Origin of the sequence: Mycobacterium sp. IEC1808 (genome assembly GCF_002101935.1) — a bacterium.
Taxonomy (GTDB): Bacteria; Actinomycetota; Actinomycetes; order Mycobacteriales; family Mycobacteriaceae; genus Mycobacterium.
In genome coordinates this window covers 1-13139 of record NZ_LQPV01000008.1, presented here as the reverse complement: position 1 = coordinate 13139, position 13139 = coordinate 1, and the positions used below count along the sequence as shown (strand labels likewise).

The following is a 13139-nucleotide window of genomic DNA, read 5'->3' as shown; positions in this document are numbered from 1 at the left end:
GCAGCATGCATGTTCTGGTCACGGGCGGCACGGGATTCGTCGGCGGGTGGACCGCCAAGGCCATCGCGGACGCCGGGCACACCATCCGCTTCCTGGTGCGAAATCCGGCCCGGCTGAAGACGTCCGTCGCCAAGTTGGGTGTCGACGTGTCGGACTACGCCGTCGGGGACATCACCAATCGCGTCTCGGTGCGGGAAGCGCTGCGCGGGTGCGACGCCGTCGTGCACAGCGCCGCCCTGGTGGCCACCGACCCGCGCCAGACACAAGAGATGCTGACGACGAACATGCAGGGCGCGCAGAACGTCCTCGGCCAGTCCGTCGAGCTGGGGCTGGACCCGATCGTCCACGTGTCGAGCTTCACGGCGCTGTTTCATCCGGGCCTGGAGACACTCACGGCGGACCTACCGGTCGTCGGTGGAGCGGACGGGTACGGAACGTCCAAGGCGCAGGTGGAGATTTATGCGCGCGGACTGCAGGACGCGGGCGCGCCGGTCAACATCACCTATCCCGGGATGGTCCTCGGCCCCCCGGCCGGCGATCAGTTCGGCGAGGCCGGCGAGGGCGTCAAGGCCGCGGTGCAGATGCACGCGATTCCGGGGCGCAGCGCGGCGTGGTTGGTCGTCGACGTCCGCGATCTGGCCGCGCTGCACGCCGCGCTCTTGGAGCCGGGGCGCGGGCCGCGCCGCTACACCGCTGGCGGACATCGGGTTCCGGTGGCCGAGCTCGCGTCCATGCTCGGCCAGATCGCCGGGACCCCCATGGTCGCGGTTCCCATCCCGGACGCCGCGCTTCGGGTGGCCGGGGCGGTAATGGACCGGGCTGGCCGGTTTCTGCCCTTCGAGACCCCCATCACGTCGGCGGGGATGCAGTACTACACGCAGATGCCGGCGTCGGACGACTCGCCCAGCGAGCGAGAACTCGGCATCACCTATCGGGACCCGCGCGACACCGTGGCCGACACGTTCGAGGCCTTGCGCGGCAGCTGACCGCGTCGCTCAGGTGGGGCCCAGGCTCGACGAGACGGACTCAACTCCGCGCCGGTGTAGGAGGATCGAAGAATGAAGACCGTCACGTGTACCAACGCCAAACTCGAAGTCGTCGACCAGCCGACCCCGGTGCCGGGCAAGGGCCAGTTGCTGATCGAGGTACTGCGGTGCGGCATCTGCGGATCCGACCTGCATGCGCGCCACCACTGCGACGAACTCGCCGACGTGATGGCCGAATCCGGCTATGACGCGTTCATGCGATCGGACCAGCACGTCGTGTTCGGCCACGAGTTCTGCGGCGAGGTCCTCGATTACGGCCCCGGCACCCGAAAGGCCCCGCGGACCGGCACCCGGGTCGTCGCCTTGCCGTTGCTGCGCCGCGGCAAGGAGGTGCACGGGATCGGGCTGTCGACGATGGCGCCGGGCGCCTATGCCGAGCAGCTCCTCGTCGAGCAGTCGCTGACGTTGCCCGTCCCCAACGGCCTGGCGCCCGAGGTGGCCGCCCTGACCGAACCGATGGCCGTCGGCTGGCACGCGGTGCGGCGCGGCGAGGTCGGCAAGGGTGACGTCGCGATCGTAATCGGCTGTGGGCCAATCGGTCTCGCGGTGATCTGCATGCTCAAGGCGCACGGCGTGCGCACCGTGATCGCCAGCGACTTCTCACCGGGCCGGCGCGCGCTGGCGACGGCCTGTGGCGCCGACACCGTCGTCGATCCCGCCCAGGACTCGCCCTACGCGACCGAGGCGAGCAGCAAGCACCTGCAGGGCATCCTCGAGGCGTTCGATCTGGCGGTCGGCACCATCGAAAAGCTGCAACGGCTGCGGCTGCCCTGGTGGCACTTTTGGCGCGCCGCCGAGGCCGCCGGCGCCGCAACGCCGAAACACCCCGTCATCTTCGAATGTGTCGGTGTCCCAGGCATTATCGACGGCATCATCGCGGGCGCCCCGCTGTTCTCGCGCGTCGTGGTGGTCGGCGTCTGCATGGGCTCCGACCACATCCGCCCGGCGATGGCGATCAACAAGGAGACCGACCTTCGGTTCGTGCTGGGCTACACCCCGCTGGAATTCCGCGACACCCTGCACATGCTCGCCGACGGCAAGGTCAACGTCGCCCCGCTGATCACCGGGACGGTCGGGCTGCCCGGGGTCGAGGCCGCGTTCGACGCGCTCGGCGATCCGGAGGCGCACGCGAAGATTCTCATCGACCCCAAAAGCGACGCCGCGACCCCGGTTGGCGCATAACGGTTTCCGGCGGGAGTGATTGCACCAGCAATCACATCTGACCCATGGGCCCCTGGCGGCGCGGCCACCTGTCGTGCCCGCCTCCGAGCGACAAATCCCTCGGGCGCCCGATTGTCGCGCTGAGGCGGGCACATGGTCGACCCACAATCTGCGGGGACTGATGTGACCTGTTGTCGTTGCCGCCACGGACCCTCTAGGACGCCGGCTCTATCTCCAGCCCGACGTGCACCTTGTCGATGCCGCCGCGCACGATCGAGTGCGCATAGAACCACCAGGCGTGATACCAGTACCGCTTGAGCACGGCGTTGTAAACGCGCCGCGTCTCGGACTTCGGTAGGACGCGGGCAACCCCTTCGACCGCCTCGCCCTTCGGCTTTCCCAACGCCGTGCTGCGCGCGAGCGTCACCCGGGGCGTGTTGCGGATCCGTCTGACCTTCCACGACCCGTCGTCGGTGATGACGAGCAGCTTGCCGCCGTCGGGAACGCCCCAGATCGCGGTCGGCTTGGGGCGGCCGTCCTTGGTGAAGGTGGTCAGGAGCAGGTACTTGGATGCGATGACGTCCTGGAAGCTGGGAGGCACACCTCATCCTTATCAGGTGTTGCGGCCGCCGTTGACGCCGAGTATCTGGCCGGTGATGTAGCCGGACTCCTCGGACACAAAGAACGCGCACGCCGCCGCGATGTCCTCGGGCCTGCCCACCCGGCGCACCGGGGTGCGGGCAATGTGGTCCTCGACCGTGCCGCCGAGCAGCTGCCGACGCTCGGCGCTGCGCAGCATCGGGGTGTCGACGAACCCCGGCGGCACCGCGTTGACGGTGATCCCGCTCGGACCGTATTCCAGGGCAAGCGACTTGGTCAGGCCGTTGACCGCGGACTTGGCCGCCACATAGTGGGCCATGAAGGGCTGCCCGGAATGCGTGCTCGACGAGGAGATGTTGACGATGCGCCCCCAGCCCGCCTCGACCATGTCGGGAAGCACGGCCTGAATGGTGTGGAACACCCCGTTCAGGTTGACGTCGATCACCTTCGACCACGCCTCGAAGGACATGTCCAGGAATTTCTTGAAGCCCTCGACGCCGGCCGCGTTGACCAAGACCAGGATCGGGCCGAGCGCCTCGCGGATGGCAGCGACCGCCGCGTCGACCTGTGCGCGGTCGGTGACGTCGGCGACGTAACCGAACCCGTCGTCGGTGGGCGACAGATCGATGACCGCGACCCGGAATCCGTCGCTGCGCAACCGCTCCGCGACCGCCCGGCCGATCCCGGACGCACCGCCGGTCACCACCGCCGTCTTCACCCGCGCCCACCCGCCTTCCTGAGCGATCGCCCAGCACGTGGGCTCGACATTGCCTATCACCCTTTCGCGAGGTCGGTCAAGTGGCCCGACACTCCCCACGGCGGCCGGTTGATTTTTGGCGATCGCCCAATTTAGGGTCGGTGATGGCCAGGGACTCGACAACTCGGGACATGCTGATCGACGCGACGAGCCGGATCATGGTCGACGAGGGTTACGCCGCGGCCACGTCGCGGCGGGTCGCGGCCGAGGCCGGCGTCAAACCGGCCTTGGTGCACTACTACTTCCCCACGATGGACGAGTTGTACCTCGACGTGTTCCGGCGTGGGGCCGCCGCCTACCTGGAACGGCAGAGCGAGGCGCTGGCCTCCGACCGGCCGCTGCACGCCTTCTGGCAGACGCTCATCGAACCCAAGGACGCGCGGCTGCTATTGGAGTTCATGGGACTTGCCAACCATCGCAAGGAGATCCGGGCGGAGATCTCCGCCTGGCAGGAGCGGTGGCGCGAGCAGCAGATCACCGCCCTGAACTTCGTCGTCCGCGAACACGGCCTTGACACAAGCGAATTCCCACCGGCGGGCATAGCGGTCGTCATCGCCGCGATCGGGCGCACCCTGATCCTCGAGCAGACACTCGGCACCAAGGGCGGCCACGACGAGGCCGTCCAGCTGGTGAACCGGTTCCTGGATCGGTTCGAGATGCCGACCCCGAAGAAGCCGCGCGGCTGACCTACGGGAGCACGACCCGCAGGCGCTCCCAGCCGCGCACCGTCGACGTCGACGCCAATTGCGCTGTGTCGTAGTCGATATCCCATTCCGGCCACCGGTTGAGGATCTCGTCCAGCGCGACGCGGCCCTCGAGGCGCGCCAGGTTCGCCCCGAGGCAATAATGCACGCCCTTGCCGAAGGTGATGTGGGAGATGTTGTCGCGGCGGATGTTGAACGTGTCGGGATCGTCATAGCGGCGGTGATCGCGGTTGGCGGCGCCGAACAGCAGCAGCATGGCGCTGCCGGCCGGAACGGTCCGGCCGTAGCACTCGAAATCCTTTGCCATCCAACGCGCGACGTGGGGCCCGGTGGGCTCGAACCGCAGCGTCTCGTCGACGGTTCGGGTCAACAATGACCGATCCCGATAGACCTCGCGGCGCCGGTCGGGGTGCTCGGCCAGTACCTTGGCCAGCCAGCCGATCAGCCGGCCGGTGGTCTCGTTGCCGGCGCCGGCGACCACCTGGGTGTAATGCAGCACCTCCTTGCGGGTCAGCTTGCGGTGCACCCCGTGCTCGTCGTCGAACTCCACGTTGAGCAGCACCGTCATCAGGTCGTCCGACGGGTTCTTCGATCGCCATTCGACATAGTCCGCGTAGATCCGCCCGTCGGCGATCGAGTCGGCGTCGGCGACCTTCATCGGGGCGCCCGGCTTAGTGCGCAGGTTGGCGTCGTTGGCGTCACGCACCGAAACCTGCTCGGACTCGGGGATTCCCAGCAGCATGCCGATCACCCGCATCGGCATCATCGAGGCGAGCTCGCTGATGATGTCGAATCCCCCGGACCCGACGAGCGGGTCCAGGCACCGCACGCAGTACCGCCGGATCTGGTCTTCGAGCTCGGCCATCCGGCGCGGGGTGAACACGCGCGACATCAGGCCGCGCAGCCTGGTGTGTTCGGGCGGATCCTGAAACATCATGACGCCGCCCGGCATGTCGAACTTCGACTGGATCAACTCCAGGATGTCGCTTCTTCTGTTGGAGAAGGTCTCCCAGTTCGCCAGGGCCCGTTCGACGTCGGAATGCCTTGATATTGCCCAGAAGTCGTACCGCTCGTTGTAATAGAGCGGCGCCTCTTCGCGCAGCCGCGCATAGGTGGGGTACGGGTCCGCGATGATGCCGGTGTCGTAGGGGTCGTAATAGACGTCGGTGTCGTTGGTGATGGTCATCGATGCATCCTTACTTCAGGCAGCTGCCGGCATCCACCGGGAACGCGACGCCGGTGATGTAGCGCGCTTCATCGGAGGCCAAAAACAACACCGCGTTGCTGATGTCTTCGGGGGTCACCCAGGGGATCGGCAGGTAGTGGAAGCTCTGGCACACCGGCGCCAGGTCGTCGGGACCGGGGTTTTCCAGCTCCGGCCGAAAGGCGCGGTAGGTGGCCTCGTTCATCAGCAGCGGCGAATTCACATGCGTCGGCAGAACGGCGTTGACCCTGATCATCCGCTGGCCCAATTCGACTGCGAACGAACGCATCAGCCCGATCACACCATGCTTGGCCGCCACGTAGTGGCCGACGTGCGGGTAGGCCTTGTTGCCGGCCACCGACGACGTCAGGACGATGGAGCCGCCGCGGCCGCCGTCGAGAATGTGCGGAACGCCGGCCTTCACCGTCTTCCACACCCCGCTGAGGTTGACGTCGATCATCTCCTGCCACAGCGCCTCGTCGGTCTTGTGCAGCTTTCCCGCCGTCGTGCCGATGCCGGCGTTCGCGACGATGACGTCCAGGCGCCCCAGCTGTTCGACCCCGCTGTCCACGGCGGCCCGCAGCGCGTCGAAGTCGCGGACGTCGACCACCTCGGTGACGATGCGGCCGCCGGCGTCCTTCACTAAGCCCGCGGTCTCGTCGAGGTCTTCGGGCGTCGCGCCGTCGGCCGGCGACGCCTCGAACTTGCGGCAGATGTCGACGGCGATGATGTCGGCGCCCTCCCGCGCGAGCCGGACCGCGTGACTGCGGCCCTGTCCGCGCGCGGCGCCGGTCACGAACGCGACCTTGCCCTCCATCCGGCCCATTGCCACCTCGATCCCCATATTTGGGCGATCGCCCAAATATGGGCGCACGCCATGTCTAGCAGCACCGGGAGGGGATCGTCAAGGGCGCAGGGCGGTATCGATCAGCGTGGCCGCGGCGGCGCGGGCGTGGACGACGGGCGCGGTGTCGTTCAGCGAGGTGGCCATCGCGGTGGCGCCTTCGAACAGCACGGCCAGCTGCTGGCCGAGCAGGTGAGGGTCGGTGGCACCCGCCTGCTGCGCCACCGCGATGAGGCGGCGGGTGAAAGCCTGCTTGTGTGCCCGCACGATCTCGTCCGCGCTCGAAAGCGATCCGGCGGATTCCACGGCCGCATTGTGAAAGGGACAGCCTCGCAATACTTCCCGGGGCGACATTTCGAAGATCGCCAGGAGACGCTCCCGCGGGGACATGGTGGCGTCGTCCAGCCGCCGCTCATTCGGCGAGCCGCCGCGGACCTCGTAGCCGCGCAGGTAATTGTCCACGAGGTCGTTCTTGCTGGCGAAGTGCTGATAGAGCGTGCGCTTCGAGACGTTGGCCTCTTGGGCGATGAGTTCGACGCCGGTCGCATGGATCCCATTGCGATAGAAGAGCCGCGCCGCGGCGCGTTCGATGCGCTCGCGAGCCCCACGCCCGCCCGCCGGGCGCGTCTGGGATGTGGCGTCGTTCACATCTCCATCGTACACCGGACGGTTTACAAGAAGTAATTACAGCGCTAGGTTAAGCCCGAGTGGGTAAACCGATCAGTTTCCGAAAGGCCGGCGCGTGAAGACTTCAGTGGGCTGGGGCGTGGAGCAGTCGCGCGTGGTCACCTGGCGTGACCCCGTCGCCACGCAGGCGGCGGCCGCGTCGATGTCCGGCCTTTCGTACTGGCAGGCGGTCGCCGACGGGCAGTTGCCGCCCTCACCGATCGCCGAGCTGCTGCGCATGCGGCTCGAGGATGTGCGTAACGGGCGCATCGAGTTCTCCTGCACGCCGGATGCGTCCATGTACAACCCGCTGGGCGTGGTGCATGGCGGTGCGGTGTGCACCCTGTTGGACACCGCGGCCGCCTGCGCGATGCACACCACGCTGCCCGAAGGCGTCGGCTACACGTCGGTCGAAATCAAGGTCAACTACCTCAGGGCGGTCACCGTGGCCAGCGGGACGCTGCGCGCAGTCGGCACCGTGGTCAAAGCGGGGTCGCGGATCGGATTCGCCGAGGCAGAAGTTAGCGACGCGTCGGGGAGGCTGGTGGCGACCGCGACCACCACGCTGCTGGTCTTCGATTTACCCACTGGCGCAAAGACTCTCGGCACCAACGGACAGCCCGCCGCTTGAGGAGGCCGCAGAACCTTTCCCGCTGCGCCGCGTCGGCGTAGCCCGTCCCACTAACAAGGAGCACATGCCATGTCGTCCGTTCTGATCACCGGTGCCAGCCGCGGCATCGGCCGCGCCTTGGCCACGGAGTTCGCCCGTCGCGGGCATCGCGTCCTGGCCACCGCCCGCGACCCCCGCGCGCTCGCGGACCTCGACGTCAGCGAGCGGTTGGCGCTCGACGTCACCGACGATGCCAGCGTGACCGCGGCGGTCGCGGCCGCCGCGGAGGTCGACATTCTGGTCTCGAACGCCGCCGACATCATTTACGCGTCCGTGGAAGCCACCCCGCTGGCCGAACTGCAGCGACTGCTCAACCTCAACACCCTTGGGGCCATCCGCGTCGCACAGGCGGTCTTGCCACAGATGCGCGCGCGTGGCGACGGGAAGCTGCTGTTCATGTCTAGCGTCGTGGGCCGTGTCGTGCTGCCACCCGGCGCGGCGTACGCGTCGACGAAGTGGGCGCTGGAGGCCTTGGTCGAGGCGCTGGCCATCGAGGTCGCACCGTTCGGGGTGCAGGCCGCCCTGCTCGAACCCGGTGCCGTGAGCTCCGGCGCGCTCGACGATGTGACCACCTACACGCTGCCGGACGACCCGTATGTCGCGATCCTGGCGGGCGGCGGCGCGCGCGCCGGGATCATCACTCCGGAGCAAGTCGCCGCCGAGGTGGTCGACGCCGCCGAGAAACCGCAGCTACCGCTGCGAATTCCGATCGGGGACGCCGCGCGGGCGCTGTTGGCCGCCCGTCATGATGCGCCGGACGACGTTCCGTTCGTTCCGTCGGACTACTTCGCCTGAGTGGCCGGATGAGGCGGTTCCGCCGTACCGAATCCGTGAAGATTAATCACACGCGTGTGAAAGGTTCGTTAAGAACGCGGCGGACCCCGCCACACGCCTGCACCGTGGAAGCATGACGCTGTCCGAGCTGCTTTCGTCGCAGCGGCGTGAGGTGAGACCGCGCCTCGACCGCGCGATCTGGCCGCTGAGCAGCTCCGTCGATGAAACGGGTCGGCTGTGCATCGGCGGCGTGGCCGCCACCGACGTCGCCGCCGAGTTCGGCACCCCCGCCTACGTGGTCGATGAACACGACTTCCGGGCCCGAATCCGGGGTTATCGCGCGGCGCTGCCCGCCGCCGAACTGATCTACGCGGGCAGGGCGCTGCTCAGCGCGGCCGTCGCGGGGTGGGCCGCCGAGGAAGGCGCGGGCGTGGAAGTCTGCTCGGGCGGCGAGCTGGCCACCGCCCTGACCGGGGAGGTGCCGCCGTCGAACATCGTGCTCAACGGCACCGCCAAGAGCGCGGGCGAGCTCGACGACGCCGTCGCCGCGGGGGTGGGGCGAATCGTGATCGACACCCCGAATGAGATCGCCCTGCTGGCCGGGCGGGTGCGCCGTCGTCAACGCGTGCTGCTGAGAGTCATTCCCGACGTCGAAGGCGGCGACCAGACATTCGGCTTCACCCTGGCGGGCGGGCAGGCCGCCGGCGCGGTCAAGCGGCTTGTGGGCGAGCCGTGGCTGGACCTGGTCGGGCTGCATTGCCCATTGGGGTCGCAGCTCGCCGACGTCGGGCTGTACGGCGAGGCGATCCAGCAGATGCTGGCCCTGATGGCCGAGGTCCGCGATCGCCATGATGTGGTGCTGACCGAGCTCAGCCTCGGGGGCGGACACGCAGTCCCCTACCGGAACGGCGACCCCGAGCTCAACCCGCAAACATTCGGCACGGTCATCGACGCCGCGCTCCAATCCGCCTGTGCCCAAAACGATTACCCGCGGCCGCGGATTGTGATGGGGCCGGGTCGGGCGATCGCGGCCCGCGCCGGGATCACGCTGTACCGGGTGGTCGCCGTCAAGCGCCGGCCTGACGGGCACACCGTCGTCGCGGTCGACGGCGGCATGAGCGACAACCCACGGATGGCGCCCGCCGGGGCGAAATACACCGTGGCCCTGGCCAACCGGCCCGCGGCGACGGACGGCGCGCCGGTCACCGTGGTGGGCCGGCACTGCGAGGCCGGCGACGAGATCGCCCGCGACGCCGAACTGCCCGCCGACGTCCACCCCGGCGATCTGCTGGCGGTGGCCTGCACCGGCGCCTACCACTACTCGATGGGATCGAGCTGCAGCGTCATGGGGCGCCCACCGCTGGTCGCGGTCGCCGCGGGTGAGGCGCGTGAACTGATCCGCCGCGAAACCATCGCGGACCTCCTCGCCCGGGACCGGGGCTGGTCGGGCCATTCGGGACCGGGCGAATGACCATGTCCACCATCGCCGTTCGTGACAACACCCAGCGTTTGTCCACGATGACCGCGTGGACGCTGGCCCGTGCGGCCTCGGTGCGCATCACGGCGGCGTACGCCGCCGCCCTGGTGGCCGTGTCGCTCCTGTTGACCGCGCTGGGTCCGCACGCCCGCGAGGTCGCGGTGAGTCGCATGAGCACCAACCTGCACAATCTGGCCCACGGCCGGCTCAGCACGCTCGTCGGCAGCGCGTTCGTCGACGACGGCGGCCAGATCTGTGCCTGCCTGCCCGGACTCGTCTGCCTGCTGGCTTTGGGCGAATTGATCTGGCGCAGCAGGGGTTTGGTCATCGCGTTCGCGGTCGGTCATATCGGCGCCACGCTGCTGGTGGCCGCCGGTCTGGTCGTCGCGGTCGAGGCGGGCTGGCTGCCCTTCTCCATCGCGCGGGCGAGCGACGTCGGAGTCAGCTACGGCGCGGTTTGTGTCCTGGGCGCGCTGACCGCATCGATTCCCTCACGCTGGCAGCCGGCGTGGATCGGGTGGTGGCTCGGCATCGCGGTGACGGTCGCGGCCGTCGGAGCCGACTTCACCGCCGTCGGACACGTCCTGGCCCTGCTGCTCGGCATCGGTTTGTCCTACCGGCTGCCCGCGGCGGCCGGCTGGACGCCGCCGCGCCTCGTTTTGCTGTGCGGCGGCGTCGCTTTCGGCTACTTCGTGCTGTCGGCATCGTCGGCGGCGGCGACGGCCGCCGGGTTGGCGGCGGCGCTCATTGGTGTACTGGTCGGCCGGGTATCGCGGCCGCAGCCTTCGCCCGCGTAGTCGTCGTTATCGTCAGCGCCGCTGCGCGCCAACCGATGCCGTTTCGCCCTCCAGATCGTCGAGAATGGCCTGCTGCGCCTTGGGTGGAAGGGTGTGCAGGATCTCGCGCACGCGGGCGCGGCGACGCTCGACGGCCTTGCGCACCGGCATGCCGGGAGTGGCGGTCACCTGTGGCGGCACGCCCTCGATATCCTCGACGCCACCCGCGTGCTGACCGGCGTCGACCATCGCCTGCTCTTCGGCCATCGTCGCCTCGTCCTTCTCCTCGGACATGCCGATCGGCCCGATCCGCCGGCCGTTGAGAAACTGTCCCACCACCGGCTCGTCACTGGTCAGCAGCACCTCCCGCGGTCCGAACATCACCAGCTTGTGGCGGAACAGCATGCCGATGTTGTCGGGCACGGTGCGGGCGACGTTGATGTTGTGGGTAACGATCAGGATCGTGGCGTCGGTCTGCGCGTTGATGTCGATGAGCAGCTGGCACAGGTAGGCCGTGCGGACCGGGTCCAGACCGGAGTCGGGCTCGTCGCAGAGGATGATCTGCGGGTCGAGGACCAGCGAGCGGGCCAGTCCGGCGCGCTTTTTCATGCCGCCCGAAATCTCCCCGGGGTATTTCTTCTCGTCGCCTTGCAGACCGACCAGCGCGAGCTTTTCCATGACGATGTCGCGGATCTCGCGTTCGGTCTTGTCGGTGTGCTCGCGCAGCGGGAACGCGGTGTTGTCGTACAGGTTCATCGATCCGAACAGCGCGCCGTCCTGGAACATGACCCCGAACAGCCTGCGGATCTCGTACAGCTCGTTGGCCGTCGCCTGCATGATGTCGACACCGTCGACGACGATCGAGCCGCGCTCCGGACGCAGCAGCCCGATCAGCGACTTCAAGAACACCGACTTGCCGGTGCCCGACGGGCCGATCAGCCCGCTCACCTCGCCCGGCGGGATGTCCATAGTGACGTCTTCCCAGACCCGGGCCGAGCCGAATGACTTGGTCAACCCCTGAACCGATATTCCGATGCCCATTTGCGACCTCCAGTTGATGGTGCGTTCTGCGGTCGATGGATTGTTGAAGTCGGAATAACCGTTTGGTTGTGCTAAAAAACACGTTTGAGCTGGCGGATTCGGGCGCTGGTGCGGGCCGCCCAACTCTCGTGGAATGAATCTTTGGTTAAACGACCTAGGTGAGCTGGCGAAGCGACGATACGATTCTTTCGCCCGGGGGCTCGAGTCAGGAGCAACGATGTCGTACCTGGTAGCGGCCCCCGAGTTGTTGACGTCAGCTGCTTCCGATTTGTCCGATCTGGGTTCGGCGGTGACCGCGGCCAGTGCCTCCGCCGCAGCCCCGACCACCGGGCTGATGGCCGCGGGCGCGGACGAGGTATCGGCGGCGGTCGCGTCGCTGTTCTCCGGGCACGCGCAGGCCTTCCAGCAGGTGAGCGCTGACGCGGCCGCGTTTCACGATCAGTTCGTACAGGCGTTGACCGCCGCCGGGAGTTCCTACACGGCCGCCGAGGCCGCCAACGCCTCTCCGCTGCAGACCATTTGGCAAGACGTGCGCGGGGTGATCAACACGCCGACCGACCTGTTGTTGGGGACCCCGTTGATCGGTAAGGGCACCGACGGTGCGCCGGGGAGCGGGTTACCCGGCGGGCCGGGCGGGCTCTTGTGGGGCAATGGCGGCAATGGCGGATCCGGCTCGGCCGGACAGCCTGGCGGCCGCGGCGGCAACGCCTGGTTTTTCGGCAACGGCGGCCATGGCGGGGCCGGTGGCACGGGCACCACCGGCACCACCGGCGATGCGACCACCAGCGCCATCGGCGGCATCGGCGGCACCGGTGGAGCCGGCGGGGCCGGCGGCACTGGCGGCCTGATCTTCGGTAACGGCGGTGCAGGCGGTGTAGGCGGCATCGGCGGGACGGGCGGGACCGGCGGGCACGGTATCGACGGCAACGGCGGCAATATCAACGGCGGCAACGGCACCGACGGCGGCCAGGGTGGCACCGGCGGCGCGGGCGGGGCCGGCGGCCTGGCCGGGGCCTTCGGCCATGCCGGCGCGAACGGCAGCGGGGGCATCGGTGGCACCGGCGGCCAGGGCGGCCAGGGCGGTCTCGGCGCCGACATTGCGAGCGCCGGCACCGCCGGCCACGGCGGCAACGGGGGCGCCGGGGGCACCGCCGGCCTGGGCGCCGCCGGCGCCACCGCCGGCACGGGCGGCGCCGGGGGCAACGGCGGCGACGGCGGCAACGGCAACCTCAGCACCGCAGTCGACGGCGGCGTCACCGGTGGCTCGGGCGGTAACGGTGGCCACGGTGGCACCGGTGCCACCGACGGCAACGGGGGCGACGGCGGAAAGGGCGGTAGCGCCGTCACCACTCTCACCAGCAGCGGTATCAACTGCTTCGCCGTGGGCGGCGGAGGGGGCAGCGGGGGCTCCGGCGGAGG

14 protein-coding genes are annotated in these 13139 nt (G+C 68.8%); 8 read left to right on the top strand and 6 right to left on the bottom strand.

Translation table 11 applies throughout. The annotated features are described in order from the left end of the window. Positions 1–5 precede the first annotated feature (5 nt). The gene (locus AWB92_RS05610) at positions 6–986 is read left to right on the top strand and encodes an SDR family NAD(P)-dependent oxidoreductase (RefSeq protein WP_085184434.1); all 981 of its coding nucleotides are present in this window, start codon (positions 6–8) and stop codon (positions 984–986) included. A gap of 72 nt (positions 987–1058) precedes the next feature. Continuing rightward, complete coding sequence (locus AWB92_RS05605) at positions 1059–2228, top strand: zinc-binding dehydrogenase (protein WP_085184433.1); 1170 nt, start codon at positions 1059–1061, stop codon at positions 2226–2228. A gap of 193 nt (positions 2229–2421) precedes the next feature. Here the strand turns inward: AWB92_RS05605 and AWB92_RS05600 are convergent, their stop codons facing one another. Beyond that, positions 2422–2808 (bottom strand): PPOX class F420-dependent oxidoreductase, encoded by a 387-nt coding sequence (locus AWB92_RS05600; RefSeq protein ID WP_085184432.1) that lies wholly within the window; start codon positions 2806–2808, stop codon positions 2422–2424. A gap of 12 nt (positions 2809–2820) precedes the next feature. After that, entirely contained in the window at positions 2821–3525 is a 705-nt protein-coding gene (locus AWB92_RS05595; RefSeq protein WP_085184431.1) for an SDR family NAD(P)-dependent oxidoreductase, read from the bottom strand. Between the two features lie 170 nt (positions 3526–3695). Here AWB92_RS05595 and AWB92_RS05590 point away from each other — a divergent pair, with 170 nt between their 5' ends. Continuing rightward, complete coding sequence (locus tag AWB92_RS05590; RefSeq protein ID WP_068132786.1) at positions 3696–4250, top strand: TetR/AcrR family transcriptional regulator; 555 nt, start codon at positions 3696–3698, stop codon at positions 4248–4250. Between the two features lies 1 nt (position 4251). Here AWB92_RS05590 and AWB92_RS05585 read toward each other — a convergent pair whose 3' ends face one another. From AWB92_RS05585 to AWB92_RS05575, 3 genes are read right to left on the bottom strand one after another with little or no spacing between them, the layout of a single operon-like run. Beyond that, on the bottom strand, positions 4252–5454 hold the full coding sequence (locus AWB92_RS05585) for a cytochrome P450 (protein ID WP_085184430.1): 1203 nt from the start codon (positions 5452–5454) through the stop codon (positions 4252–4254). A gap of 10 nt (positions 5455–5464) precedes the next feature. Further along, positions 5465–6316, bottom strand: a complete 852-nt coding sequence (locus tag AWB92_RS05580) for a mycofactocin-coupled SDR family oxidoreductase (protein WP_277622280.1) — start codon at positions 6314–6316, stop codon at positions 5465–5467. A gap of 60 nt (positions 6317–6376) precedes the next feature. Then, positions 6377–6964: a TetR/AcrR family transcriptional regulator gene (locus tag AWB92_RS05575; protein ID WP_085184429.1), complete on the bottom strand. Its 588-nt coding sequence runs from the start codon at positions 6962–6964 to the stop codon at positions 6377–6379. A 94-nt stretch (positions 6965–7058) separates the two neighbouring features. Here AWB92_RS05575 and AWB92_RS05570 point away from each other — a divergent pair, with 94 nt between their 5' ends. The 4 genes from AWB92_RS05570 to AWB92_RS05555 all read left to right on the top strand — a co-directional run bounded on the left by AWB92_RS05570 (position 7059) and on the right by AWB92_RS05555 (position 10700). Then, positions 7059–7613: a PaaI family thioesterase gene (locus AWB92_RS05570; protein ID WP_241523373.1), complete on the top strand. Its 555-nt coding sequence runs from the start codon at positions 7059–7061 to the stop codon at positions 7611–7613. Between the two features lie 69 nt (positions 7614–7682). Beyond that, positions 7683–8447, top strand: coding sequence for an SDR family NAD(P)-dependent oxidoreductase (locus tag AWB92_RS05565; protein ID WP_085184428.1), 765 nt, complete (start codon positions 7683–7685; stop codon positions 8445–8447). 112 nt (positions 8448–8559) lie between these two features. Continuing rightward, positions 8560–9897 (top strand): diaminopimelate decarboxylase, encoded by a 1338-nt coding sequence (gene lysA, locus AWB92_RS05560; protein ID WP_085184427.1) that lies wholly within the window; start codon positions 8560–8562, stop codon positions 9895–9897. 47 nt (positions 9898–9944) lie between these two features. Then, on the top strand, positions 9945–10700 hold the full coding sequence (locus tag AWB92_RS05555; RefSeq protein WP_085184470.1) for a rhomboid-like protein: 756 nt from the start codon (positions 9945–9947) through the stop codon (positions 10698–10700). Between the two features lie 12 nt (positions 10701–10712). On the opposite strand, the gene AWB92_RS05550 is transcribed toward AWB92_RS05555, so the two are convergent. After that, entirely contained in the window at positions 10713–11720 is a 1008-nt protein-coding gene (locus AWB92_RS05550; protein ID WP_085184426.1) for an ABC transporter ATP-binding protein, read from the bottom strand. Between the two features lie 217 nt (positions 11721–11937). Between AWB92_RS05550 and AWB92_RS05545 the strand changes: the two genes are divergently transcribed. Next, positions 11938–13139 (top strand): PE family protein (locus AWB92_RS05545; protein ID WP_085184425.1); only part of this gene is annotated, 1202 nt, incomplete at its 3' end.